Annotated in this window: 22 protein-coding genes and 2 pseudogenes; 17 read left to right on the plus strand and 7 right to left on the minus strand. The window is 64.3% G+C overall.

All coding sequences use genetic code 11. The annotated features are described in order from the left end of the window. The first annotated feature begins 1 nt into the window (after position 1). The gene (locus LB552_RS13080) at positions 2–1,492 is read left to right on the plus strand and encodes an N-acyl-D-amino-acid deacylase family protein (RefSeq protein WP_224606421.1); all 1,491 of its coding nucleotides are present in this window, start codon (positions 2–4) and stop codon (positions 1,490–1,492) included. On the opposite strand, the gene LB552_RS13085 is transcribed toward LB552_RS13080, so the two are convergent. From LB552_RS13085 to LB552_RS13115, 7 genes are read right to left on the minus strand one after another with little or no spacing between them, the layout of a single operon-like run. Continuing rightward, positions 1,477–2,142, minus strand: a complete 666-nt coding sequence (locus LB552_RS13085) for a cysteine hydrolase family protein (RefSeq protein WP_224523192.1) — start codon at positions 2,140–2,142, stop codon at positions 1,477–1,479. The genes LB552_RS13080 and LB552_RS13085 overlap by 16 nt on opposite strands. Beyond that, the gene (locus LB552_RS13090) at positions 2,139–3,416 is read right to left on the minus strand and encodes a Zn-dependent hydrolase (RefSeq protein WP_224606424.1); all 1,278 of its coding nucleotides are present in this window, start codon (positions 3,414–3,416) and stop codon (positions 2,139–2,141) included. The genes LB552_RS13085 and LB552_RS13090 overlap by 4 nt, the downstream gene beginning before the upstream one ends. Then, positions 3,413–4,573 carry an NAD(P)/FAD-dependent oxidoreductase gene (locus LB552_RS13095; RefSeq protein ID WP_224606427.1) on the minus strand — a complete coding sequence of 387 codons (1,161 nt, stop codon included), beginning with the start codon at positions 4,571–4,573 and terminating at the stop codon, positions 3,413–3,415. Before LB552_RS13095 ends, LB552_RS13090 begins: the two co-directional genes overlap by 4 nt. After that, complete coding sequence (locus LB552_RS13100; protein WP_224606430.1) at positions 4,570–5,889, minus strand: Coenzyme F420 hydrogenase/dehydrogenase, beta subunit C-terminal domain; 1,320 nt, start codon at positions 5,887–5,889, stop codon at positions 4,570–4,572. Before LB552_RS13100 ends, LB552_RS13095 begins: the two co-directional genes overlap by 4 nt. 7 nt (positions 5,890–5,896) lie before the next feature. Next, entirely contained in the window at positions 5,897–6,811 is a 915-nt protein-coding gene (locus LB552_RS13105; protein WP_224606450.1) for a nitrilase-related carbon-nitrogen hydrolase, read from the minus strand. Then, on the minus strand, positions 6,796–8,226 hold the full coding sequence (gene hydA / locus LB552_RS13110) for a dihydropyrimidinase (protein ID WP_224606453.1): 1,431 nt from the start codon (positions 8,224–8,226) through the stop codon (positions 6,796–6,798). The genes LB552_RS13105 and hydA overlap by 16 nt, the downstream gene beginning before the upstream one ends. A 39-nt stretch (positions 8,227–8,265) precedes the next feature. Then, a complete protein-coding gene (locus LB552_RS13115; protein WP_201410454.1) occupies positions 8,266–8,616 on the minus strand; it encodes a RidA family protein in 351 nt (116 codons plus the stop codon). 294 nt (positions 8,617–8,910) lie between these two features. On the opposite strand from LB552_RS13115, the gene LB552_RS13120 reads away from it, so the two are divergent. The 16 genes and pseudogenes from LB552_RS13120 (at position 8,911) to LB552_RS13195 (ending at position 24,535) form a co-directional block, all read left to right on the plus strand. After that, entirely contained in the window at positions 8,911–10,104 is a 1,194-nt protein-coding gene (locus LB552_RS13120; RefSeq protein ID WP_224606456.1) for an MFS transporter, read from the plus strand. After that, positions 10,104–10,865: an SDR family NAD(P)-dependent oxidoreductase gene (locus LB552_RS13125; protein ID WP_224606459.1), complete on the plus strand. Its 762-nt coding sequence runs from the start codon at positions 10,104–10,106 to the stop codon at positions 10,863–10,865. The genes LB552_RS13120 and LB552_RS13125 overlap by 1 nt, the downstream gene beginning before the upstream one ends. Positions 10,866–10,889: 24 nt before the next feature. Then, on the plus strand, positions 10,890–11,912 hold the full coding sequence (locus LB552_RS13130; RefSeq protein ID WP_224606462.1) for an NAD-dependent epimerase/dehydratase family protein: 1,023 nt from the start codon (positions 10,890–10,892) through the stop codon (positions 11,910–11,912). 11 nt (positions 11,913–11,923) lie between these two features. After that, positions 11,924–12,853, plus strand: coding sequence for a polysaccharide deacetylase family protein (locus tag LB552_RS13135; protein WP_224543016.1), 930 nt, complete (start codon positions 11,924–11,926; stop codon positions 12,851–12,853). A gap of 3 nt (positions 12,854–12,856) precedes the next feature. Next, the gene (locus LB552_RS13140; protein ID WP_224606465.1) at positions 12,857–14,191 is read left to right on the plus strand and encodes a dihydroorotase; all 1,335 of its coding nucleotides are present in this window, start codon (positions 12,857–12,859) and stop codon (positions 14,189–14,191) included. A 5-nt stretch (positions 14,192–14,196) separates the two neighbouring features. Further along, positions 14,197–14,970 (plus strand): SDR family NAD(P)-dependent oxidoreductase, encoded by a 774-nt coding sequence (locus LB552_RS13145; protein WP_224606467.1) that lies wholly within the window; start codon positions 14,197–14,199, stop codon positions 14,968–14,970. Positions 14,971–14,996: 26 nt separating this feature from the next. Continuing rightward, positions 14,997–15,138: pseudogene (locus tag LB552_RS13150) on the plus strand (MucR family transcriptional regulator); the annotation flags it as partial. A 570-nt stretch (positions 15,139–15,708) separates the two neighbouring features. Continuing rightward, positions 15,709–15,855: pseudogene (locus tag LB552_RS13155) on the plus strand (Arm DNA-binding domain-containing protein); the annotation flags it as partial. Positions 15,856–16,272: 417 nt separating this feature from the next. After that, positions 16,273–16,635 carry a multiprotein-bridging factor 1 family protein gene (locus LB552_RS13160; protein WP_224606470.1) on the plus strand — a complete coding sequence of 121 codons (363 nt, stop codon included), beginning with the start codon at positions 16,273–16,275 and terminating at the stop codon, positions 16,633–16,635. A gap of 137 nt (positions 16,636–16,772) precedes the next feature. Beyond that, complete coding sequence (locus LB552_RS13165) at positions 16,773–17,696, plus strand: heme-binding protein (RefSeq protein ID WP_318012033.1); 924 nt, start codon at positions 16,773–16,775, stop codon at positions 17,694–17,696. 41 nt (positions 17,697–17,737) lie between these two features. Next, positions 17,738–19,570 carry a methanol/ethanol family PQQ-dependent dehydrogenase gene (locus tag LB552_RS13170; protein WP_224606472.1) on the plus strand — a complete coding sequence of 611 codons (1,833 nt, stop codon included), beginning with the start codon at positions 17,738–17,740 and terminating at the stop codon, positions 19,568–19,570. Continuing rightward, a complete protein-coding gene (locus tag LB552_RS13175; RefSeq protein ID WP_224606475.1) occupies positions 19,551–20,420 on the plus strand; it encodes a substrate-binding domain-containing protein in 870 nt (289 codons plus the stop codon). The genes LB552_RS13170 and LB552_RS13175 overlap by 20 nt, the downstream gene beginning before the upstream one ends. Beyond that, positions 20,417–20,950 (plus strand): c-type cytochrome, encoded by a 534-nt coding sequence (locus LB552_RS13180; RefSeq protein WP_411965970.1) that lies wholly within the window; start codon positions 20,417–20,419, stop codon positions 20,948–20,950. The genes LB552_RS13175 and LB552_RS13180 overlap by 4 nt, the downstream gene beginning before the upstream one ends. After that, positions 20,947–21,960, plus strand: coding sequence for a cytochrome c oxidase subunit II (coxB, locus tag LB552_RS13185; RefSeq protein ID WP_224606477.1), 1,014 nt, complete (start codon positions 20,947–20,949; stop codon positions 21,958–21,960). Before LB552_RS13180 ends, coxB begins: the two co-directional genes overlap by 4 nt. Further along, positions 21,957–23,933, plus strand: coding sequence for a cytochrome c oxidase subunit I (gene ctaD / locus LB552_RS13190; protein WP_224606480.1), 1,977 nt, complete (start codon positions 21,957–21,959; stop codon positions 23,931–23,933). The genes coxB and ctaD overlap by 4 nt, the downstream gene beginning before the upstream one ends. After that, on the plus strand, positions 23,930–24,535 hold the full coding sequence (locus LB552_RS13195) for a heme-copper oxidase subunit III (RefSeq protein WP_224606483.1): 606 nt from the start codon (positions 23,930–23,932) through the stop codon (positions 24,533–24,535). The genes ctaD and LB552_RS13195 overlap by 4 nt, the downstream gene beginning before the upstream one ends. The last annotated feature ends 1 nt before the right edge of the window (position 24,536 follow it).

Raw genomic sequence — 24,536 nt, forward strand, 5'->3', positions numbered from 1 at the left:
AATGCCTTACGACCTCGTTATCCGCCACGCGACGCTGATCGCCGGCGACGGCTCGGCACCGTTCGAGGCCGACATCGCCGTTACCGGCGACAGAATCGCGGCGATCGGCCGGCTGGACGATGAGCACGGCATCGAGGAAATCGATGCTCTGGGCAAGGTCGTCGCGCCCGGCTTCATCGACGTGCACACCCATGATGACGGCGCGCTGCTTTCGCCGCGCGGCATGGACCCGAAGATCAGCCAGGGCGTGACGACGGTGATCGCCGGCAATTGCGGTGTCAGCCTGGCGCCTCTGCTGCTCGACAAGACACCGCCGCCGCCCTTCACGCTGGTCGGCGGCCGCGAGAACTTCCGCTTCGGCCGCTTCGCCGATTATGTTGCGGAGCTGAAGCGGCGCGGCATCGCCACCAACGCGGCCCTGCTCGTCGGCCACACCACCTTGCGCCAGCGCTGCATGCCGGTGACCGATCGGCCAGCCGATAAGGCCGAAACGGCGGCAATGCAGGAGGCAGTAGCCGAGGCCATGGCGGAAGGTGCGTTCGGCCTCAGCACCGGGCTCGACTATCCGCCGGCCGTCAACTCATCGACCGATGAGGTCAAGGCTCTCGCCGCCACAGCGGCAGGCCTGGGCGGTCCGTATGTCACCCACACGCGCAACTATTTCGAGGCGATGGACGAGGCGATCGAGGAAGCGATCGACATTGCCGGTCATGCTGGCGGCAAGCTGTTCATCTCGCATCACCAGTGCACCGGCCGCGCCAATTTCGGCAAGAGCCTGCCCTCTCTCGCGCGCATCGATCGGGCGCGCGAGACGATGGACATCGGCATGGATGTCTATCCCTATGCCGCGAGTTCGACGGTGCTTCGGCTGGAGCGCTGCGACACCGGCTTGAAGATCCTCATCACCTGGTCCGATCCGCATCCTGAGATGGCGAGGCGCGAGATCGCCGACATTGCCCGCGAATGGAACTGCACCGAGCGCGAGGCCGGTGAGCGGCTGTTGCCGGCAGGTGCCGTCTATTTCCAGCTCGATGAGGAGGATGTGCGCAACATCATCGCCCATCCGCGCACCATGATCGGCTCCGACGGCCTGCCGCACGACATCCACCCGCATCCGCGCCTCTGGGGTACTTTTCCGCGCGTGCTCGGACATTACGCGCGGGATATAGGGTTGCTCACTCTGGAGGAAGCCGTGTTCCGCATGACCGGCCTGCCTGCGCGTGAATTCGGCATACAGGAGCGCGGTATTCTCGCCGAAGGCAATTTCGCCGATCTCGTCATCTTCGACCCCGAGACGATCATCGACACCGCCACCTTCGAGGAGCCGCGCCGGCCCGCCGCCGGCATCGACCATGTCTTCGTCAACGGCGTCTCGGTCTGGCGTGGCGGCAGAGCCACCGGAGCGCTGCCCGGCGCGGTTCTCAAGCCTTCGGCTTCAAAGACGATATTCAAAGGCGCATGCGGCTGTGGCGCCGATCACAGCGCCTCGTAGATCCGGTCTACGCTCTCCAGCGTATAGGCGAATTCCACCGGCCGCGTGCAGCGCCAGCCCTCGAAGGGCTGTTCGGCAAGCGCCTTCAACGCCTGCCGCAGACGCAATATGCCGCCGCCATAGAGCCGGTTCGCCATGTCGAGCATGCCGGTGCGGTGCATGGCTTCCGTCATGCTGCCGCAGGCCTCTTTCACCAGCCAGACGCGAAAACCCTGATAAACCGCATCGAACACGCTCTCCGTCACACAGCTGTCGGTGAGCACGCCGGTGACAACAAGGTTTTCAACCCCGAGCGCGGCGAGGCGCTGCGAAAGATCGGTGCGGCGAAAGGCGCTCGGCCAGTGTTTGTGGATGACGATGTCGCCGGGCACGGCCGCCACCTCGGCGCAGATGTCCGCGCCTTCGCTGCCCGCGACGGCGGAGCGGAATTCTTCGGTCAGGATCTCCTCCTGACGCGCGTAGCCTTCACGCTCTTCCGGCTTGACCCAAGCCTGAGCGTGGATGACCGGCACGCCAGCCTTGCGGGCGGCCTCGATCAGCGCTGCGGCATTGGCCAGCACCGCGTCGTAGCCGACGACCGGCCATGCCGCGCCGGGTCGGTACTCATTCTGCAGGTCGATGACGAGCAAGGCAGTCTTGGCGAGGTTCATGGCTGATCCAGGAGATTGTCGAAGTCGGTGACGAAGCGCAGAAGCAGACGTATCGCCTGATCGAGATCGGCGATCTCCATCGCTTCATGCGGATTGTGGCTGCCGTTTTCGTTGCGCACGAAGAGCATGGCGGTCGGAATGCCCGCGCCGGCGAACGTGGCCGCATCGTGCCCTGCTCCGCTCGGCACATGCGGCGCCCTCATCTGCAATGCGGTCGCGGCGCGGTCGAGCCTAGCGATCAACGCCGGCGACATGGTCGCCGGCTCCCAGGTGAAGCGCGGGCCGGTCTCGAAGCTCACCCGACGCTTGCCGCCAACCTCCGTGAGAATAGTCTGCAGCCGCGCCTCGATCCGCTCCAGAACGGCCGCCTCGGCGCTTCGCACATCGAGTGTGAAACCGAGCTCACCCAGAACACGGCTGCCGCCATGCTGCGTCGGATCGGACTGCACGCGGCCGAAGGTGATGGTGGCCTCACGCCCTTCGCGTTCGAGCGCATCCCATTCGGTTTCGAGCGCGGCGACCAGATCGGCAAAGCCAAGCACGCTGTCATGCCGGGCGAAGCGCGGCTCGGCGCCGGAATGGGCGTAGGCGCCAAGGCATTTGGCGTCGACATAGCGGAATCCGCCGGCAATCCCAGTAACGATGCCGACCGGCGCACCGGCTGCGATCAGGCGCGGTCCTTGCTCGATATGCACTTCGATAAAGGCCGCGATCCGGCCGGCATCGATGCCCGGCATGCCCCGCCGCACGACATCAGGGTCGAAACCTTCCTCGCGCATGTGCTCGGCCAGTGTGCGGCCGCTGTCGGAGCGCCTGGCTTCGAGCGCCCGTGGCTCCAGCAGGCCAAGCGCTGCCTGGCTGCCGGGGTAGGACAGCGGAAACCAGATGGCCTCCTCCGCCCGCGTTGCCAACACGATGAGGTCGCGTGGCAAGCGGATGCCCTGCCCGACCAGTTCGGCCATCACCGCCAGGCCCGCTACCACGCCGGCGGCGCCATCGAAATTGCCGCCATGCGCCACGCTGTCGAGATGCGAGCCGATGACGATCGCCGGCAAGTCCGGGTCACGGCCTTTCAGCGTCAAATAGAGGTTGCCGGCGGCATCGACGCGCGCGACAGCGCCGAGCTTTTCCGCCTCCTTGCGCACAAAGTCATGGGCGAAGCGTTCGCCGGTTCCGTAAGCGACGCGCGTGATTCCCGGCGCGTCCGTCGTAGCTTCGGCCAGCGCGTCCAGGATGCGTCCCGCCAGTTTGCCACCGGCCGTCAGTGAGCTCATGAAGCGACCTGCTGGGCTTCGCCGTCACCGCCGCGCAGCCTGTGCGGTGTGAGTTCCGCAAGCGACACGCCTTGCCTTGCGACATCGTCGGGCAGCCCGCCGCCGGCGATCAGGCTGGCGCAGACGCGCGACAGCGCCGGCGAGGTCTTAATGCCGTAGCCGCCCTGCCCGACCAGCCAGACGAAATCCGGAAATTCGTCATCCGGCCCGACCACTGGCGACCCGTCGGCGACAAATGTCCGCAAGCCCGCCCAGGAGCGCGACACGCGCTGCACCTCGATTGTCGTTGCCCGTTCGAGACGCTCGGCGCCGATCGCGACATCGATGTCTTCGGCAAATGCGTCCATCGGCGTCGACGGCGTGGCGTCGGCCGGCGACACGAACAATTGCCCAGCATCCGGCTTGAAATAGAATTCCGCGCCGACATCGTTGACCAGCGGCCAGTCGCTAATGTCGACACCCGCAGGTGCGGGAATGTTGAAGGCGGTGCGGCGCTTTGGCTGCAGGCCGACCGGGCGCACGCCAGCCATCGCAGCGACCTCGTCGCCCCAGGCGCCAGCCGCATTGACGATCAGCGGCGCAAGGAATGTTCCCGCCTCCGTCTCGACCCGCCATAGACCACCCTGTCGGCCGATGGTCCGTACACCCGCCCTGGTGACGATGCGCGCGCCATGCGCTCGCGCGCCGCGCAAAAAACCCTGGTGCAGGCCGTTGACGTCGATGTCCATCGAATGCGGTTCGATATAGGCGCCGGCGAGGTAGTCCCGGCGCAGCACCGGCACGCGCGCAATCGCCTCCGCCGGCGTCATCGCGACGATCGAGGGAACGAGCGCCTGCGCGGCCGCCAGATCTTCACGCAAAAGGTCGAGTTGGTCAGTGCGCGCCACGGTGATCATGCCGCGCTTGCTGAGCAGCGGATAATCACAAAAACCCGTCGGCGGCTCGGTGAGAAACGCCCGGCTGGCGAGCACGATGCGGCGGATGACGCCGTTGCCGTAATTCTCGGTGAAGCTCGCCGCCGAGCGTCCCGTGGTGTGATAGCCGCAATGGCTCTCGCGCTCGAGCAGCACGACCTTTTTGTCGCGCGAAATCTCGAAGGCAGCGCCGGCGCCGGCCATGCCCCCGCCGATGATTATGACTTCGGTCTGCTCGCTCATCGGCGCTCGTCCTCCACGACCATTTTGCGCGGCACGGCTGGCGGCTCGCCCAGGCGGCCGCGCCGGGCGCGATCGCGGGCACCGCGACTCTCGGCCAGATTCTCGACCGGCGAATTCTGAAAGGCGCAATCCCGCAATGCGAGATCGCTGACAAAAGGCACCGGCTTGCCTGCGATTGCCATGCCTGTCAGCCGCGCCCACACGGCGCGCCGCTTGCGCACTTGATGCGACTGCAATTCGCTGATCTCGGCGATGCCGCTCTCCCGCTTGATCTGCAGTACGCCAGTCTCAACGGCCGCGTCGAACAGCTCCAGCCCGCGCTTCGTGCGCACGATGATGCCGTTGAGTGGCTCGTCCTCGACGGCCGGTCCGCCGTTCAGCCAGGAATCCGATACCGCGATATCCGCCACCTGCCCGATCGCGTCGGGGCAGATCTTGCAGCGCGGCTGGATCATCCATTTGTCCTCGTCTTCCCACAGCTGCCGATAGCTGATCTCGAAGGCGCGGCCGTCTCTGGTTTCGACGCGGTTCAGGCCAGGATTTCCATATCCCCGGTAGCGGAAGAGAGCGAGCTCGTCCTCACGAAGGCCAAAACGCTCCAGCACCTGTTCCGACTTGGTCAGGTCAGAGGCCCCGCCGCAGACGAAGGCGAGCGCATAGCGCATATATTCCTCGACACGCAGATCGAGCCGCGCCAGGTTTCGCACCGCGGTGATGTCGCAGGGCTTGGCGATCAGGGCGAACGGCTCGCCGCGGTCGAGGATGTCGTTGAAATCCACCAGCGTCGCCGCCGGCCCATAGCGCGAGCCGGCGCCTTCGAGCACCGAAGCGCTGTCGAAGCTTAGCCTTCGTTCCGTGCGCATCGGCATGGAACGCGAGGCCGCGACGTGCAGCACGAACTTGACCCGTCCCGAGTCGAGCAGGAACTGCCCGAGCGCCGTCAGCGTCCCGCCGCCGGAGCCGACAAACCGCACTGTGGGATTTCCAGCGGAGCCGAGCACAAGCCGTTCAACAGGCCCCCAGACGGTATCCGCTAGCCTGGCCTCGCGCCGTTGCGCCGGAGGCGGACCGGCGATCCTCGTTCCTGGGCAGACGGCGTTGATCTTCGCCAAAGTCGCCTTATCCAACGCCTGCCTCGCCACTGGCCGCTCTCGGCCTTCCGGCGTCATCACCATCTCGATTTCTCCAGCACCGGCAATCGAGACGCAAAGGCCGCAACCGATGCAAAGTCCGTTCTCCACGATGTCGCCAAGCGACAGCGGGTCGGTTGGGAGCGCCGCGGTGTCCTGACTGTATCCGGTTTCGATCAGGCCCATCGCGGTCTCAGACAGGCTCCGAGATGCGCTTGTACTGGTCGGGGCGGCGATAGAGCTCGAAGTTGAAATTCACCTTCCGGCAGGTCTCGATCAGATCGAGATCGGCGCGGTGGACAATGACCTCGTCGTCGAGCGACATCGCCTGCGCGGCGATCTCGCCGGTCGGCGCGATGATGCAGGATCCGCCGATCAGCGCTTGCCCGTCTTCCAGGCCCGCCTTGGCGGCGGCGCCTATCCAAAGCGTGTTCTGGTAGGCGCCGGCCTGCATCGGCAGATGATTGTGGAACATTCTCAGATGCGCCAGCGCCGGCGCCTCGTCGAGCAGCAGCGGCGTGTTGTAGCCGAGCAGCGCCACCTCGGCGCTGTTGAGGCATAGCATGCGATAGGTCTCGGGCCAGCGGCGGTCATTACAGATGGCGAGACCTACGCGCACGCCGCGATAGTCGAAGACCGGAAAGCCGAGGTTGCCGGGTTCGAAGTAGCGCCGTTCGAGATGGGTGGTCGTGCCTGCTTCCGGCTCGCTCGAACCCGGCACATGCATCTTGCGATAGCGGCCGATGGAGGCGCCCTCCGGCCCGACCAGATCCATCGTGTTGAAATGGCGCCTGCGACCCTCTTCATGCGCCAGTTCGCAATAACCCAGCGCGAACCCGACCTTCAGCCGCGCGGCGGCATCGTAGAGCCGCTGCGTCTCGGGTCCCGGCATCGAGACTTCGAAGAAGGCATCGATCTCGGCCTGGTCGTCGATGCGCCAGCGCGGGAAGAAAGTGGTCAGCGCCATTTCCGGAAACACCGCGATCTCGGCGCCGGAAGCCGCTGCCTTTTCGAGCAGATGCACCAGCCGCCCGACTGTCTCGGCGCGCGTGGCGCTGCGCTGGATCGGTCCGGTCTGGCAAACGGCGATGGTCAGGCATCGAGCCATGGTGTCCAATCCTCGACTGGTTTTCCCAAAAGCGCCGGATCGGCGGCGGCGCGCGCCACGAAGCGCCCGAACCCCGGTTCGGCCTGCAGCTTGCCGTCGGCGACCACCGGCACGCCGCGCACCAGGACGGTGGTCGGCCGGCCGGTGACGACCTTGCCCTCATAGGGCGTGAAATCGACGTGCGAATGCAGCGCCTTGTGCCCGAGCGTCCAGCGCGCAGCCGGATCCCACAGCGCGAGGTCCGCGTCGAGCCCGACGGCGATCCTGCCCTTGCGATCGGCGAAGCCGTAGATCGAGGCGGCGTTGCGCGAGGTGAGGTCGAGATAGCGCTCGAGCGTCAGGCGGCCTGTGAGCAGCCCTTCCGAAAACAGCAGCGGCAGGCGCGTCTCGATGCCGGGAATGCCGCTCAGCGTCGTCGTGAAACCGGGTGTTTCGGAGCGGCCGATCTTGTCGGCGAAATAATATGGCGAATGGTCCGACGACCAGAGGTCGATGCCGCCGTTAATCAGCTCCTGCCACAGATGCTCATGGCTGCGCGGCGACCGCGGCGGCGGCGAAAAGACGAAGCGGGCCGCGTCGACTGCGTCGCGGTCGAGGTCAGCCGCCCCGAGAAACAGATATTGCGGACAGGTCTCGGCGATGGCGGCCACCCCGCGCGCCTTCGCTCGCGCCACTTCCTCCGCCGACTGCCAGGACGATACATGCACGATAGTCATGCGCGCGCCGGTCATCTCGGCGAAGGCTAAAGCGCGATGCGTCGCCTCGCGCTCCATCGTCTCGCTGTGGGCGACGACATGATAGCGGATATCGGTGCGGCCGAGATCGATCAGCCGCTGTCGCGTGCGCCGGATCGCGGCGTCATTTTCGGCATGGACCATGACGATCCAGCCTAGTCGTCTCGCCGTATCGAGCACTCGGAAGAACAGGTTGTCGTCGACGGCAAAACCCCGATAGGTCATGAACAGCTTGACCGAGGCGATACCGCGCCCGGCAAGCGCGTCGAGTTGGGCCTCGACATCGGCGCCGGTGCCCATGGTCACCACGGCATGCAGCCCGTAGTCGATCACGGAGCGCCCCGCCGCACGCTCCAGCGCGCGGTCGATGGCACCGACCGTCGTCATGTCCTGTCCAGGCATGCCAAACGGGACGATGCAGGTTGTGCCGCCAAACGCTGCTGAGACCGTGCCAGACTGGAAATCGTCGGCATTGCCCGCCCCGCCCCAGACCGGCTGGTCGAGATGGCAATGCGCATCGATGCCGCCGGGCATCACCCAACGGCCGCCGGCGTCGATCGATTTTCCCCCGGTCAGGCCTTTGCCGATGGCGGCGATCCGGCCGCCGTCGATGCCGATATCGTATTCGGCCCAGCCGTCGTCGAGCGCAACGCGCCCGCCCTTGATCACCAGCTCATGCATTGGCCAGCTCTTCTGTTCAAATCGGCCGTGCCGGCCGGCTCAGGCGACAGCCGCCGTCACCATGATCTCGACGCGATATTGGTCGCCGGCAAGCCGCGCTTCCACCGTCGCGCGCACCGGCATGGCGCTCCTGTCGATCCAGGCGTCCCAGGCGGCATTCATCATCTCGAAGTCGGCGATGTCACGGAGCCAAATCTGTGCGCTGAGCAGCTTCGACTTGTCGCTGCCGGCCTTGGCGAGAAGCGCGTCGATCTTGGCCAGGATCTGCTTGGTCTGGCTGGTGGTGTCGCCGGAAAGATCGTCAGCGGTCAGCCCGGCCACATAGACGATGCCATTATAGCGGAGCACCCGGCAGAAGCGCTGGCCGTTTTCGAGGCGTTCGATCGTCATGCTGTTCCCCTTCTGCTGGTTTCCAGATCTGGTTTTTGCCTATGGTAAGGAGGGTGCAAAACGACTGTAAAGCCCGCGCCACGCCGCGACGCCGCTTTCCTTTGCCGGCATGGCCAAAAAAATTGAAGCCATAGCCGCGTCAATCTTCGTTTGTGGCGATCGCCACAAAGTGTAGCTTCTCATCGGGCTGCCGTCGGTCAACGGTGCCGCCAGGGAGCCGCCGCAGCCGCATTCATGAGGTCGATCGCTCAATCCGCGATGAGGCTTTGGCACAATGCGGAGCGCTCCCGTGCCATGCTGCCGATCATGGTCGGCGTCTGCCTGGCCTGCATCGGCAGCGCCATGCTGACAACGGCGGTATCGCTGCATCTCGGCAAGCCGGGTATTTCTCCCCAGGTCGTGCAGATCGTGCTGACCGCATATCCCGTGGGCTTCCTCGTCGGATGCCTGGTCACGCGCCCGGCGGTCGCCCAATACGGCCATGAGCGCACTTTCGTGGTGATCCTGGTGTTGGCGCTGCTGGCGGCTTGCGGCTTCGTCTTCACCGATTTCCTGCCGAGCTGGATCTGCTTTCGCCTGCTTGGCGGCCTGGCGATGGCGTCGCTGTTCGTCGTCTGCGAAAGCTGGATCAACCTCTATGCCGAGCAGCATAACCGCGGCGCGCTGTTTTCCATCTACATGTTGACGACGGCGATCGCCGTGCTGTTGGGACAAGTTCTTGTCGGCATGGTCGGCCCGCAATCCCCGCATCTGTTCCCGGTCGCCGCCGCGACGGTGCTGCTGGCGCTGATCTCCAAATTCGTCGGCGGGCGCTGGCCGGCGCTGCCGGCAACGCCTGGCGAGGCAGAACATGCCGCCGCCGCGAGACCGGTCAAGCGCCTCGGCCCGCTGGCGCTCTTTCGTCTGGCGCCGGTGACGGTCGTGGCGATCTTCCAGGGCGGCATCACCAACATGAACATCTTCGTGCTGACGCCGATCTACGGCACGCAGATCGGGCTGTCGGCGGCAACGACGGTCGGGCTGGTTACGACCATCAGCATCGCCGGCATGCTGGCGCAGACACCAGTCGGCTGGCTGTCGGACAGGTTTGAGCGGCGAATCATATTGCTTGTCCAGGGCGTCCTGTCCGTCACGCTCTGCGCTGCGATCGCCTGGCTCGGCAATTTTTCGGTGCCGCTGCTCTTCGTGCTGTTCTTCCTCTATGGCTGCACGGCGCTCACCGTTTATCCCGTGGCGATGGCCTTCGGCGCCTCGCAATTGCACAGCCGGCACATGGTCGGCGCTTCCGGCACGCTGCTCCTGCTCTATTCGATCGGCAATGTCGCGACGCCCGGCATTTCCGCCGGCCTGATGGACCGCATGGGCGCGCCGGCCATGTTCCTCTTGCTCGGCGGCGGCGCCGTGCTGGTGACGATAGCTGCCTGCTACAATCTTTTACGCCGGCCGGTCATCGCGCCGGCGATGCAGGCAGTCGAGGAGCAGGTCTGATGACGGATGCAATGAACCGCATGAAGGGCAGCGTCATTCTCATCGCCGGTGCTGCCAGCGGCATCGGTGCGGCGATTGCACGACGCTGCACTGCCGAAGGCGCAAGCGTCGTCTGCGCGGATTACGATCTTGAGGCTGCGACGAAGCTTGCCGAAGCGCTTGGCCCTGCCGCCGCCGCTTGCCAGTGCGATGTGACGAACATCGAGTCCGCCGAAGCGGCCGTCGCGTTCGCCCGGCAAAAATTCGGCCGGCTCGACGGGCTGGTGCACAATGCCGCGGCCCCCTCCACACACGCCACCGTCGTCGATCTCGATGAGGGTGCGTGGCGGCACGAGATCGATATCGGCCTGACCGGCGCCTTTCTGATGAGCAAGTTCGCCGTGCCGCTGATCGCCGCAAGCGGCGGCGGCTCGATCGTCTTCATCGGCTCGCAATTCGGGCGCGTCGCCACGACCAAGGCCGTCGCCTATTGCGCTGCCAAGGCCGGGCTGATCCACCTTGCCAAGGCGATGGCCGTGGACCACGCGCCCGACAAGGTTCGCGTCAACAGCCTGTCGCCCGGCGCGGTGGCCACGACCCGCCTGCTGCGCTGGTTCGCCGATTTCGAGGCCGCCAATGCCGGCCTTGGTCCCGCCCATCTGCTCGGCCGCATCGCCGATCCTGACGAGATCGCCGCGGCGGCGGCTTTCCTGCTTTCCTCGGACGCATCCTTCGTCACCGGATCCGACATGCTCGTGGACGGCGGCTATGCGACGCGCTGAGCCCGTATTTTCAAAGGAGTTCCCATGACCCTGCTCGTCACTGGCGGCACCGGCTTCGTCATGAGCGTGGTTGCCCGCGCTTGGCTGGATCGCGACCCTCTGGCCCGCGCCGTGATCCTCGACCGCTCCGGCCTCGACGCAGCCGCTGAGAAGCATTTCGCGCCGGTGCGCGACCGGCTGACGATAATCGCCGCCGATATCCTCGACCCGCAAGCCTGGTCCGCGACGCTCGACCAGCAAGGCATCACGGTAATCGTCCACGGCGCGACGATCACGCCGATCTCACGCGGCAGCGCTTCGGAGGCCAAGCGCCAGCCGGAGGCCGAGGATCCGGCACGCATCGTCGACGTCAATCTGATGGGCACCGTGCGCATGCTGGAGTGGGCGCGCGCGAGGCCCGGCCTCAAGCGCTTCGTCTATGTCAGTTCCGGTTCGGTCTACCGCCACAACGGGCCCGACTGGAGTAGCGAGCCGCTGCCGGAAGACGGCTATGTCGCGCCGCTGACGCTCTACGGCATCTCGAAATTCGCTTCCGAGATGGTCACCAACCGCTATGCCGACCTGTTTAACCTGTCGGCGGTCTCGGTGCGGCTTGCTTCCGTCTACGGGCCGATGGACCGCGCCACCGAGAGCCGCAACTTTCGCCATGTCCCCAACCGCGTCGCGCATATGGCTCTGGCCGGCGAGACGATCAGGCCGAACAGCCTGGAGCCTGTCGGCGACTATGTCGCCTCGACCGACGTTGCCGCAGCGATCCTCGCGCTGATCGACGCGCCGCACCTCAATTACCGTCACTACAATATCGGCTCCGGCTCGAGCCAGACCATCGGCGAGATCATCGGTTGGGCAAAGGAACGCGTGCCGGGGCTGAAGGCCGAGGTGGCATCAGGAGAAGACGCCAACATCGTCCAGGACGTGGCGCTGAAAGGCGGTATGTGGGGCGCCTATGACATCGCCCGCATCCTGCGCGACACCACATGGCGGCCGCGTCCCGGCAAGGAAGCCTTCCACGCCTATATGGACTGGATTGCCGCCAACGAAAGCTGAGGAGAGTACCGATGCCGATCGATCTCCAGCATGCCCAGCCGCGCGACTTTGTCGGCTATGGCCCGCATCCGCCCTTCGTCACCTGGCCGGGCGGCGTGAAGCTCGCTGTCAACCTCGTGCTTAACTACGAGGAAGGTTCGGAATACAACTGGCTGGATGATGGCCGCAACGACAATTGGGGCGAATACAATCTGACCAGCAGCCCGCCGGTGCGCGATCTCGGCACCGAGACGCATTTTGAATATGGCAGCCGCGCCGGCGTCTGGCGCCTGGTGCGCCTCTTCGATCGCTACGACATTCCGGTCACCTTTTCCGCCTGCGCCGTGGCGCTGGAGCGCAACCCGCCTTTGGTCGAGTGGATGAAGAGCCGCCGCCACGACCTGATGGGCCATGGCCTGCGCTGGATCGACTACACGATGATGGAGCGCGGCGAGGAAGAGCGTCACCTGCACGAAGCCATCGCGCTTTACGAGAAGCTGCTCGGCAAGCGGCCGCTCGGCTGGAACTGCCGCTCGCTGCCCAGCGTCAACACGCGCGACCTTCTGGTGAAGGAAGGCGGCTTCCTTTACCACTCCGATCCCTGCAATGACGACCTGCCTTATTTCCTCGACCACCGGGGCACGGAGATACTGGTCGTCCCCTACTCCAAGACGCTCAACGACAGCCGCTATCTGGTGGCTCCGGGCTATAGCAATCCCCGCGACTTCGCCGAGGACTGCCGCTCGGCCATCGACTATATGCTCTCCGAAGCCGACGAGACCGGCGGCCGCATGCTGACCATCGGCATCCACGCCCGCTGGACGGGCCAGCCCAACCGCGCATCGGGTCTACGCGAGGTGATCGAGCATGTCCAACAAAGCGACGGCGCCGCCTTCATGCGCCGCGAGGACATCGCCCGCTTCTGGCATGCGAACCATACCCGCATCGAACAGCGCGGCTGAGCGATGTTCGAAACGCTGATCCGCGGTGGAATGGTGGTGAATGCCGAAGGCATCAGCCACAGCGATATCGGAATCGCCGCGGGCAAGGTCGCCGCAATCGTCGCGCCCGGCGAAGCCGCCGAAGCCAGGATGGTCGTCGATGCCTCAGACTGTTTCTTGCTGCCAGGTCTGGTCGATGCGCATGCACATCTGCGCGACCCTGGCCTGACTCAAAAGGAAGATTTCTCCTCCGGCACGCATGCGGCCGCACTCGGCGGCGTGACGACAGTGCTCGACATGCCGACCGATGAACCGTGGACGGCCACGCCAACGCAACTCGCCGACAAAATGGCGATCGCCGAAGGCCGCATCCATGTCGACGTCGGCCTGCAGGCCGTGATCAGCCGCGACCTGTCGCTCATCCCGGGCCTGCTTAGCCTTGCGCCGGTGTCGTTCGAGCTGTTCACCGCCGACGTGCCGGACGCCTTCCTCTTTGCCTCGCTCGACGCGGTCGCCGAAGCGCTCAAAGCTTTTGCCGGTGCCGATACGCTGATCGGCATTTCACCCGGCGATCAATCGATCCTGAACGGCAGCGCTATGCGCGACCGCTCGGGCGCCATCGCCGCCTTTCTGGACAGCCGGCCGCCGCTGGCCGAAGCCAACGGCATCGCCCGCGCCCTTGTCGTCGCGGCCTCGGCGGAGGCAAAAATCCACGTCCGGCAGATCAATTCCGAACTGGGTGTCGAGACCTGGAGCCGGCTGCGCGGCATGGCCGACGCCAGCGTCGAGACGACGCCGCAGAACCTGTTCTTCACAGCGCAAGATTACGAAGCTCTGGGCGCTAATCTGAAGGCTTCGCCGCCCTTGCGGTCGCCGCATGACGTCGATGCGCTGCACGCTGCGCTCGGCGCGGGACTGATCGACATCGTCGCCACCGACCATGCTCCGCACGCACCGGCCGAGAAGGCGGCGCCTTATGCGGCTTTCGCTGACATTCCGGGCGGCATGCCGGGATTGCAGACGCTGCTTCCCACCATGCTGAAGCTGGTCGATGACGGGCTCATCGCCCTCCCCGATCTGGTGCGCATGTGCTCTCGCAATCCGGCCGAGCGCTTCGGCCTCGGCCGACGCAAAGGCCGCATCGCCGCCGGCTACGACGCCGATCTGCTGATCCTCGATCCGCACCAACCCAGCACGATCGCCAATGCCGACCAGGTGTCTCGGGCCGGCTATACGCCCTTCGACGGTTGGGCCGTGAAAGCGCGCCTGACCAACGTCTTCCTGCGCGGCCGCGAGATCGTGCGCGCAGGCAGGCTGGTCGGCCCGGCGCAGGGAAAGATCGTCACCCGGGAGAGCTGAACACCATGGCCTGGCTCGCAGGTAAAACCGTCATCGTCACCGGAGCGAGCTCCGGCATCGGCCGTGCCATCGCGCTGAAATTCGCGGCGGAGGGCGCGAACGTCGTCGTTGCCGACATGGTGGAGCAGCCGATCGAGGACGGCGAGAGCACCACCGACATGATCCGCTCGGCCGGCGGCGCTGCAATCTACGTCAAGACCGACATATCCGACTGGAGTGCCGTCGATGCGCTGGTGGGCGCAACGGTTGCGCGGTTCGGTCGCCTCGACGTGATGGTCAACAATGCCGCGATCTACACCAGCACCAACCTGATCGAGACCACGCCGGAACAGTGGAACCGCGTCATCGGTGTCAACCTGACCGGGTTCTTCTACTGCAACAAGCGCGCCGTCACGCAGATGCTCACACAGGCGCCGCTCAATGAGGTGCGCGGCCGGATCATCAACATCTCCTCGCAGCACGGCATGGTCGCCTGCCCCGGCGATTTTCCCTATTCGGTGAGCAAGGGCGGCATCGTGCAGATGACGCGCCAGATCGCAGTCGACCATGCCGACGACCTGATCGTCTGCAACGCCATCGCGCCGGGCAAGATCATCACCGGCAAGCCGGGCGTCGCCAACGATCCTGGTGCGCTCGAGTATTCGCGCCGGCGCACGCCGTGGCCGCGGCTCGGGCATCCTAACGACGTGGCGGGCGCGGCGCTGTTCCTGGCCAGCGATATGGCCAGCTTCGTCACCGGGATAAACCTGATGGTTGACGGCGGCTGGATGGCCGGCTGACGAGTGATTGCCGGGCCGCTCTGGCAACCAGGCACGGGATGACGCCTGACGAATACCGGGCGAAGTGGGGACTGGCGAAGGACTACCCTAATGATTGCCCCAAACTATTCGGCCGCCCGATCGGAATCTCGAACTAACGAAGGAAAGCGTCCGGCCTCGAGTTTCTAGGGCGTGGGCAAAGCGCGGGCAAGCCGTGGGCGAAGCCATTTTTTTCGCAATGAAATCAAAGGTCATGGTGGGCCCGGAGGGTGTGAGGTCGTCAAGCAAAATCAATGGCTTACAGGATGGTTAGCCAACCCATATCCTTCGTATCGTCTCGTATGGTCTGGCGAACCGGATAAGAACCCGAAATGAGCCACCTTCTTATTCGCTAATCGTAGGTCGAAGGTTCGATTCCTGCCGGGTTCACCACTTGGGCTCGCTATAGTCTCACCTGACGTTGTTAAGGTCGGTATTCCGGGCAACACCGCCCTATCGCTCACTGAAAATCCTCGTGTCAGTGGTTCGAATCCGCCTCTGGGCACCATCCCCTCTTCTCCCGACAGTCCCTATCGCCGAAGCTTCTACGCCGCAGCCTCTGCAAACGCCTGAAATTGTTGGCCTTTTCGGGTCAGTTCGCGAATTTGAGCGCGGTTGGGCCGTTTCGAGTGCATTTGGTCCAACGGCGGGTGGGGATGGTATTTTCGTTGGTATTGGACATCCTGTTGGTATCGAAACAGCCAAAGGGAGGTCTCACGAATGGCCCTTTCTGATGTGAAATGCCGAAACGCTCGCCCCGCTACTAAGCTTGTGAAACTCTCTGACAGTTGCGGACTCCAACTGTGGGTGCAGCCTACGGGATCTCGCCTCTGGCGCCTCGCATATCGCTTTGACGGCAAGCACCGGCGCGCGCCTCCGTGAAGTCGATGCTTGATGCCCAGCTTTCCGCTTGTTGATCGCAACATAGACGTGGGTGCGTCGAAGTTCTTGATTTATCGCGGGCAAAGATCAGAAGCTCTCCAGGATGGCTCCGTATCGCTCGGCCCTACCTTTTGAACGGCGATTTAGCCATTAAAGCTACCAACGCGTCCCCTGGACCGCACGACACGTGCAATTACATACAGTGGCAAATCCTAATAAGGAAAAATACGCCCACTCCATAAGGGATGACGAGAAGTCCGAGGGCGATCCAATAGCCCGGCTGCGCTATTGCCGCGAAATCTAAGCGAAGCTGTTTCATTGCCATCAAACGATGCGCCAACATCGTTGTTCCAGGGGGGCAACGGTCCGAGCGCAGCATGACGTTCCCGATTTTTGCCAGCAATGGAACATGTTCTTGAGTTTTCAATTCGTGGCAGGATCAAAAAGCAGTGGAGATGTTTGGTGGCTCCTTTAACGCCAGAGCAGGTGACGGCGGCTCGGGCCCTGTTGAACTGGTCTCGGGTCAGCCTCGGGGCCAAGTGCGATTTGAGCGAGGTGGATATTCGCGAATTTGAGCGCGGTGGCCGTCTCCCCTCGCCAGAAAAGCTGCTTGCCGTGCGCCAGGCATTCCGGGCCGCCGGTATCGTGTTTTTCGGCCAGGACAGCTCGGGCAAGCCTGCCCTCCGATTGCAAATACCGGCTCTTGTTCCGATCATCAATCGTAGTGATGGCGGGGCTGGGACAATCGGCAACAGCGAAATGTAGCCGCTCTTCATCCCGATCGGGGGCGAGCGGTTCGGGGAAATCGCCTCTCAATCAGGTCGAGGTAGCATTGCAAGCCTGCCGCAGCCGCAAACAGTCGAGCTTGCCAACGCTATGGTCCGACCTGTCGCGGACATTTGGTGCGGCCAGTGATCCAAACTGGTTCCGCTGCCCGGCGTCCTTACTTGCCAGCGGTCTTGGTCGGCTACAAACCTCTTCGTGAAGGAGGAACAAAGCAGCCGGCTGTCAGTTCGGTAACATTCAACAAATTGTTCCGGATCATGGCTCATCGTCGGTTTTCGTTGCTAGCTTTGGGCCTTCTGGTCTTGGCGTTTGGCTCGACGCAGCAAAACGCCGCTCACGCGCAAGCGCCCTGCCCGGCCGATCACGACAAGCTGCTTTCGGCCTTGAAGGCCAACGTCAAGGCGAGCGGCGGCCCCGCGAATGGCGGCTTCGAGACCAATGAATGGGCGGCAATCGTTGCCCGCGACGGCACCGTCTGCGCCGTTGCCTTCAGTGGACCCACGGCCGATGCGCAATGGCCGGGCAGCCGGCTGATCGCGGCCGAGAAGGCCAACACGGCCAATGGCCTCAGCCTAGTGAACATGGCGCTGTCGACAGCCAATCTCTATGCCGGGGTGCAACCAGGCGGACCGCTGTTCGGTCTGCAGACCACCAATCCTGTCAACCAGGCAGCGGCTTACACAGGCGACCCCAAGACGTTCGGCAGCGCCAACGATCCGCTGATCGGCGAGCCGATCGGCGGCGTCGTCGTGTTCGGCGGGGGCCTGGCTCTCTACGACGGCAAGGCGATCGTCGGTGGCCTCGGGATCAGCGGCGATTCCTCCTGCGCTGACCACAACGTCGCCTGGCGCGTTCGGGCCGCCCTGGGGTTCGATAAGGTTCCGGCGGGCGTCAACCCCAACCGCAAGGATGCCATCATCTACGATCTTGATCCCGGCGGGAAAAGCGCCTCGGGCTGGGGCCACCCGCTTTGTGCCGGGCACGAGGCCGATATAGCGGCGGAAATCGGTTCCGGCGTCGGAGGTTCGACTCCGAAATGAAGCAAGCAGCGCAACCGGTACGATCCTGCGGGGAAGCCCCGATGACCAAGCGCTCGTCGGCGCCCCGAAAACATTCTCCGGGCGCCATTGCAGCGATGCTGTTGGTCTGCGCCCCCTTGCTGACAGCCGCTTCGGAATCGCCGCCGGCACCCGCGATCTCACCGCCTGCCGCGGCCGCGCCGCCCGATGACGGGCAATGGACGATGCCCGCCAAGAACTACGCCTCGACCCGCTATAGCGAGCTCGCCGAGATCAATGAACGCAACGTCAAGAATCTGCAGGTCGCCTTCACCTTTTCCACCGGGGTGAACAAGGGCCAGGAAGCGGCGCCCTTGGTAGTCGGCAGCACGATGTACATCGTGAGCCCGTTTCCCAACATCGTCTACGCGCTCGATCTCTCCAAGCCCGGCGCGCCGATGAAATGGAAATACGAACCCAATCCTGAGCCCGCCGCGCAAGGGGTTGCCTGCTGCGATGTCGTCAACCGCGGTGCTGCCTTCGCGAATGGACGCATATTCTTCAACACGCTCGACGGCCACACCATCGCGCTCGATGCGAACACCGGCCAGCCGGTCTGGAACGCGCATGTCGGCAACATCAATATCGGCGAAACCATCACCATGGCGCCGCTTGTGGTGAAAGGCAAAGTGCTGGTCGGCAATTCCGGCGGCGAGATGGGCGTTCGCGGCTGGGTCAAGGCGCTCGACGCTGGCGACGGTCATGTCGTCTGGACGGCTTACAACACCGGCCCCGACAAGGAGGTGCTGATCGGCCCGGACTTCAAGCCGCATTACGACATGGACAAAGGCAAAGATCTCGGCGTCACGACATGGCCGCCGGAGGCCTGGAAGATCGGCGGCGGCAATATGTGGGGCTGGATTTCCTACGATCCGGATCTCAACCTTATCTTCCACGGCACCGGCAATCCCGGCCCCTGGAATCCCGATCTGCGGCCCGGCGACAACAAATGGACATCGGGCATTTTCGCCCGCGACCCCGATACCGGAGCGGCGAAATGGTTCTACCAGTGGACCCCGCACGACCTGCACGACTATGACGGCATCAATGAGCAGATCCTGCTCGACATGAACTGGCAGGGCAAGCCGCGCAAGGTGCTGGTCCGGCCGGAACGCAACGGCTATCTCTACGTCCTTGATCGCACCACCGGCGAGGTCCTGTCCGCAAAGCCTTATGGCCCCGTCAACTCCAGCAAGGGCGTGGATCTCAAGACCGGCCGCCTGATCGAAAACCCGGACAAGCTGACGGGCACCGGCAAGGTCGTCCGCGACATCTGCCCGACCGCGTCGGGCCTCAAGGACTGGCAGCCTTCCGCCTTCTCTCCGAAGACCGGTCTGCTCTACATCCCGCACAACAATCTGTGCATGGACGAAGAAGGCGTCGAGGTGAACTACATCGCCGGCACGCCCTACGTCGGGATGAACGTCCGCATGATCCCGGGGCCGGGCGGCAATCGCGGCGCCTTCACGGCGTGGGATATCGCGGCCGAAAAACCCGCCTGGAGCCTCAAGGAGAATTTCCCGGTGTGGAGCGGCGCGGTTGTCACCGCCGGCGATGTGGTCTTTTATGGAACGATGGAAGGCTGGTTCAAGGCGGTGAGCGCCAAGACCGGCGACCTGCTCTGGCAGTTCAAGACCTCGTCCGGCATTATCGGCCAGCCCATCACCTATCGCGGCCCGGACGGCCACCAATACGTCGCCATCTTGTCCGGCGTCGGCGGATGGGCAGGCGCCATCGTTTCGGGCGATCTCGACCCGCGTGATGCCACCGCCGCGCTCGGTTTCGTCAATGCGATGAAGGACCTGAAGAACGCGACCACGGCGGGAGGCACGCTCTATGTGTTCCGGCTGCCCTGATGTGTTCGGTGTGATCCACAGTGGGGCGCGGAAGGCTTTCCCGCCGATAGCGCTCGGCATCACCGCGCTCGCCTTGCTGCTCTTGCCGGCGACGGCCGGCGCTCGTGAACTCAGGGTCTGCGCCGACCCTAACAACCTGCCCTTTTCCAATGCAGCCGGACAGGGATTCGAGAACAGGATCGCCGAAATCATCGCCGCCGATCTCGGCGCGAAGCTGACCTACACCTGGTGGGCGCAGCGCCGCGGCTTCGTGCGCAACACGCTGAAGGCGGGTCTCTGCGATCTCGTGCCCGGCACGCCGGCCAATCTCGAAATGCTGCGCACCACCACTCCCTACTACCGATCGTCCTATGTCTTCGTGACCCGCCAGGACGGTCCCGACGTGGCCTCCTTCAACGACCCGCGGCTGCGCTACATGCGCATCGGCGTTCAACTCATCGGCGACGACGGAGCCAACTCGCCTCCGGTCCAGGCGCTCGGCCGCCGCGGCATCATCGGTCACTTGGTGGGCTATCCGGTCTATGGCGACTACTCCGCCCCCAATCCGCCGGCCCGCATCGTGGAGGCGGTGGCGAGCGGCGAGATCGACCTAGCCGTGGTATGGGGCCCGCTTGCCGGCTATTTTGCCCAGAAGCAGAAGGTCCCGCTGCGCATCACGCCGGTTGCGCCTCGCATCGACGGACCGCAATTACCCATGATCTACGATATTTCGATGGGCGTGCGGCGCGAGGACGACGCCTTGCGCGGCGACGTGAACAATGCCTTGGCCAGGCACAAGGCGGAGATCGATGCATTGCTGGCGCAGTATGGCGTGCCGCGCCTCGATGCCTTGGGGAGCACGGTGCGATGAGGTGCGCTGCCGCTATGCTCTTTCCTGTGGTGCTGATGCTCGTTGCCTGCCAGCGCGAGGAACGGGACACGCACCCCCAATCGGCCCTCGGCTCGGGCGAGCAGCCGACGCCGGTGACAACTCTGGAACCCGGCGGGCAGCGGCCCTCCCCCACAGACAACAAAGCGGCGAGCTTCGAGGCCAATGCCTTTCATCTGAGCGAAGGCAAGCGCCTGTTCGGCTGGTTCAACTGTTCAGGATGCCATGCCAATGGCGGCGGCGGCATGGGCCCGGCGCTGATGGACGAAAAGTGGATCTATGGCAGCTCGATGGAAAGCATCCATGCCACGATCCGCGACGGCCGTCCGAACGGCATGCCCACCTTCCGCGACAAGATCCCGGACGACCAGATCTGGGAGCTTGCGGCATTCGTTCGCTCGTTGAGCGGCAAAGCGCCTTCCTCCGCCGCGCCGTCGCGCAATGACGACATGATGGCGCATCCATCGGAAAACCGTATGCCGAATGCCGCCACGCTGGGGAAGTCGCCGTGAAACGCTTCGCCCCGATTGCATTCGCCACGGCAATCGCCCTGTTTCTTCAGGGATGCGCAGGCTGGCAATCGGCGCTCGACCCGAAAGGTCCCGCGGCAAGTGAGCTCGCATGGCTGATCTGGCTCTTCACCGGCCTGTGCGCGGCGGTGTGGGTGCTGGTGATGATCGCTCTTGCCTTGCCATTGATGATGCGGCCACGAGAGCGCGCCGAGCCGCTTGTAATCGACGCCGATGCCGACAATCGCAAGCTGCGCGTGGTGTTGACCTCGGTCGGGCTGACCGCCGTGATCCTGGTCGGCCTCACGCTGCTCAGCTTCTTTGCCAACAGGACGCTTGCGGCGATCGGCTCGGATGCCGCGTTGACCATTCGCGTCACAGGTCATCAATGGTGGTGGGAGGTGCGCTACGAGGATGCTACGCCGAGCCGCATCTTGACGACGGCGAACGAGATCCACATTCCAGCCGGCGAGCCGGTGCGGCTTCTTATCACCTCGACCGACGTTATCCATTCCTTCTGGATCCCGAGCCTTTCCGGCAAGCTCGACCTCATTCCCGGCCGCATGAACGTGCTCGATATCAAGGCGGACAAGCCCGGCGTCTATCGGGGCCAATGCGCCGAGTTCTGCGGCGCGCAGCACGCCAACATGGGCACCTTCATCATCGCCGAACCGCGCGAAAAGTTCGACACCTGGTGGAACGATCAGCTGCAACCGGCCGCCGCTCCAATGAGCGATGAGGCCAAGGCAGGCGAGGACCTGTTCCTGAAACGCCCTTGCGTCATGTGTCACAAAGTCGGCGGCACCCCCGCAGGCGGAACGGTCGCTCCCGACCTGACGCATATAGCCAGCCGGCAAACGCTTGCGGCCGGAACATTGACGATGAGCCGCGGCAATCTCGCCGCCTGGATAGCGGACCCGCAAGGCATCAAGCCGGGTTCTCACATGCCGGTAGCCGATCTGAGCGGCGACGAGCTCAACGCCATCGTCGCCTATCTCGAGGGGCTGAAATGAGCAGCGCGGATCTGACCAGCGAACGCGATCTGCCGCCCGAACGCGAGGCGTCCGCCAAAGGCGATCTTGCACCCGAGCGCGACGGACCGCGCGACACCGGCTTGGACGATGCCAGCCTGCATCGGTGGCTGGCGCGGACGTGGCGCACGCCTCCCGGTATCATCGGCGCGCTGTCGAGCGTCGACCATAAGGTCATCGCCCGCCGATACCTGATCACCGCCTTTCTGTTTCTGTGTTTGGGCGGCCTCAACGCCGTTGTCATGCGCATCCAACTCTCGGGTCCGCGGCGCGGCCTGATCGGGCCGGATCTCTACAACCAGCTGTTTACGATGCATGGCGTCACCATGATGTTCCTGTTCGCTGTGCCCATCGTCCAGGCGACAGGAATCTATCTGGTGCCGTTAATGGTCGGCACCCGCAACATCGCCTTTCCGCGCCTCAATGCCTTCAGCTATTGGGTCTATGTCTCAGGAGGCCTCTTCGCCTGGGTGTCCTTCGCCCTCTCGATGGCGCCGGATGTCGGCTGGTTCGCCTATGTGCCGCTGTCCGGGCCGGAATACGCTCCAGGCAAGCGCGCCGACGTCTGGGCGCAGATGATCACCTATACAGAAGTATCATCCCTGGCGGTCGCCGTCGCGACAATCGTCACTGTGTTCAAGCAGCGGGCACCCGGCATGTCGCTCGACAAGATCCCGCTCTACGTCTGGGCATTGCTGGTCACGTCCTTCGTCGTCGTCTTCGCCATGCCGGCGGTAATGGTCACTTCGACCTTCCTGATCCTCGACCGGCTCGTCGGCACGCATATCTTCAACCCGGCGGAAGGCGGCGACGCGCTGCTGTTCCAGCATCTTTTCTGGTTCTTCGGACATCCCGAAGTCTACATCATCTTCCTGCCGGCGACAGGAATGGTGTCCGCCATCATCCCCGCCTTCGCACGGCGCCCGGCCTTCGGTCATCTCGGGCTGGTTCTGTCGCTCATCGCGGTCGGTTTCCTATCGTTCGGCCTCTGGGTCCACCACATGTTCGCGACCGGGCTGCCGAAACTGGGGGCCAGCTTCTTCACCGCCTCGAGCATGATGATCGCAATCCCCAACGGCGTTCAGATCTTCTGCTGGCTGGCGACTCTCTGGGACAGCAGACCCGTGATCCGCACGCCGCTGCTGTTCGTCTTCGGCTTCTTCTTCACCTTCGTCATCGGCGGACTGACTGGCGTCATGCTTGCCTCCGTGCCGCTCGATCTGCAGGTGCACGACACTTATTTCGTCGTCGCTCACTTCCATTACGTGCTGATCGGCGGCTCGGTCTTTCCGCTGCTCGGAGCTGCCTATTTCTGGTTTCCCAAAGTCACCGGCCGCATGATGAGCGAGCGCCTCGGGCGTTGGCACTTTTGGCTGGCGATGGTCGGCTTCAACGCGGCCTTCTTCCCCATGCACATCGTCGGCCTGTGGGGCATGCCGCGCAGGGTCTACACCTATCCGGCCGAGCTCGGCTGGGGGAACATCAATTTCTTCATCAGCGCCGGCGCGGTGCTCTTCTTCCTGAGCTTCGTGCTGTTTGCCTTCAACCTCGTCCACAGCGCATTGAGGGGTGCGCCTGCCGGCAACAATCCCTGGGACGCCGGCACGCTCGAATGGGCGACGTCCTCGCCGCCGCCCAGCTACAATTTCGCGCGCATTCCGATCGTGACGAATGTCGAGCCGCTCTGGGCGGAACGCGAGGCGCTCCCCGTCGCGACCGGGCTTCGCGTCGACGTGCGCGAGTTGGTCGTCTCGACGGTGGCGGAAGCCCGTCCCGACATCCGCGAGAAATCTGCGACGCCGTCGATCTGGCCGCTGCTGGCGGCGATCGCCGTCGGCGGCACCTTCCTCTACTCGATCTTCACGCCCTGGGCGATCGTCTGGGGCGCCGCGCCGATCGCCATCACCTTGATCGGATGGTTCTGGCCCAAGGGCGATCCGGAGGACGAGGAATGAACCAGCGTCCCGCGATGGATCTTTCCGGCCTCCCGAGCTTTGGACACGGCCCGCGCAGCCCGACCTGGTGGGGCACGCTTGGCTTCATGGCGTTGGAGGGCACGGGCTTTGCGCTGGCCGCCGGCGCCTATCTCTATCTCGCGACCTTGTGGCCCAACTGGCGGCTAAGCGCTCCGCAGCCCAACCATTGGCCGGGAACGATCGTGACGCTGCTTCTCATCGCCAGCCTGGTTCCCAACCACATACTGAACGGCTACGCCAAGCAATGCGCTATCGGACCGGTGCGGATCGGCATGGTGGTGATGTCGCTGCTCGGCATCGCGCCGCTCGTCGTGCGCTGGTTCGAATTTCCCGCGCTGAACATCTACTGGGACACGAACGCCTACGGCTCGATGCTGTGGGTGCTGCTCGGCCTTCACACGACGCATCTGATCACCGACGTCGGCGACACAATCGTTCTGACGGTGCTGATGTTCACGCACCATGGCTACAGCGGACGGCGCTTCGGCGACGTCGGCGACAATGTCTTCTACTGGGATTTCGTGGTCCTCACCTGGATCCCGATCTACCTGCTCATCTACTGGGTACCGAGGCTGGGCTGAA

The organism is Mesorhizobium sp. CA7 (genome assembly GCF_020165015.1).
GTDB lineage: Bacteria > Pseudomonadota > Alphaproteobacteria > Rhizobiales > Rhizobiaceae > Mesorhizobium.

What these genes read in the sequence shown, in the direction of transcription:
- hydA (WP_224606453.1), bottom strand. Translation starts at nt 8,226, where the DNA reads ATGCATGAGCTGGTGATCAAGGGCGGGCGCGTTGCGCTCGACGACGGC.
- LB552_RS13145 (WP_224606467.1), top strand. Translation starts at nt 14,197, where the DNA reads ATGGCCTGGCTCGCAGGTAAAACCGTCATCGTCACCGGAGCGAGCTCC.
- LB552_RS13195 (WP_224606483.1), top strand. Translation starts at nt 23,930, where the DNA reads ATGAACCAGCGTCCCGCGATGGATCTTTCCGGCCTCCCGAGCTTTGGA.
- LB552_RS13085 (WP_224523192.1), bottom strand. Translation starts at nt 2,142, where the DNA reads ATGAACCTCGCCAAGACTGCCTTGCTCGTCATCGACCTGCAGAATGAG.
- LB552_RS13135 (WP_224543016.1), top strand. Translation starts at nt 11,924, where the DNA reads ATGCCGATCGATCTCCAGCATGCCCAGCCGCGCGACTTTGTCGGCTAT.
- LB552_RS13090 (WP_224606424.1), bottom strand. Translation starts at nt 3,416, where the DNA reads ATGAGCTCACTGACGGCCGGTGGCAAACTGGCGGGACGCATCCTGGAC.
- LB552_RS13095 (WP_224606427.1), bottom strand. Translation starts at nt 4,573, where the DNA reads ATGAGCGAGCAGACCGAAGTCATAATCATCGGCGGGGGCATGGCCGGC.
- LB552_RS13180 (WP_411965970.1), top strand. Translation starts at nt 20,417, where the DNA reads ATGAGGTGCGCTGCCGCTATGCTCTTTCCTGTGGTGCTGATGCTCGTT.
- LB552_RS13175 (WP_224606475.1), top strand. Translation starts at nt 19,551, where the DNA reads ATGTGTTCCGGCTGCCCTGATGTGTTCGGTGTGATCCACAGTGGGGCG.
- LB552_RS13130 (WP_224606462.1), top strand. Translation starts at nt 10,890, where the DNA reads ATGACCCTGCTCGTCACTGGCGGCACCGGCTTCGTCATGAGCGTGGTT.
- LB552_RS13120 (WP_224606456.1), top strand. Translation starts at nt 8,911, where the DNA reads ATGCTGCCGATCATGGTCGGCGTCTGCCTGGCCTGCATCGGCAGCGCC.
- LB552_RS13170 (WP_224606472.1), top strand. Translation starts at nt 17,738, where the DNA reads ATGACCAAGCGCTCGTCGGCGCCCCGAAAACATTCTCCGGGCGCCATT.
- LB552_RS13115 (WP_201410454.1), bottom strand. Translation starts at nt 8,616, where the DNA reads ATGACGATCGAACGCCTCGAAAACGGCCAGCGCTTCTGCCGGGTGCTC.
- LB552_RS13140 (WP_224606465.1), top strand. Translation starts at nt 12,857, where the DNA reads ATGTTCGAAACGCTGATCCGCGGTGGAATGGTGGTGAATGCCGAAGGC.
- LB552_RS13100 (WP_224606430.1), bottom strand. Translation starts at nt 5,889, where the DNA reads ATGGGCCTGATCGAAACCGGATACAGTCAGGACACCGCGGCGCTCCCA.
- LB552_RS13105 (WP_224606450.1), bottom strand. Translation starts at nt 6,811, where the DNA reads ATGGCTCGATGCCTGACCATCGCCGTTTGCCAGACCGGACCGATCCAG.
- ctaD (WP_224606480.1), top strand. Translation starts at nt 21,957, where the DNA reads ATGAGCAGCGCGGATCTGACCAGCGAACGCGATCTGCCGCCCGAACGC.
- LB552_RS13160 (WP_224606470.1), top strand. Translation starts at nt 16,273, where the DNA reads ATGGAACATGTTCTTGAGTTTTCAATTCGTGGCAGGATCAAAAAGCAG.
- LB552_RS13080 (WP_224606421.1), top strand. Translation starts at nt 2, where the DNA reads ATGCCTTACGACCTCGTTATCCGCCACGCGACGCTGATCGCCGGCGAC.
- LB552_RS13125 (WP_224606459.1), top strand. Translation starts at nt 10,104, where the DNA reads ATGACGGATGCAATGAACCGCATGAAGGGCAGCGTCATTCTCATCGCC.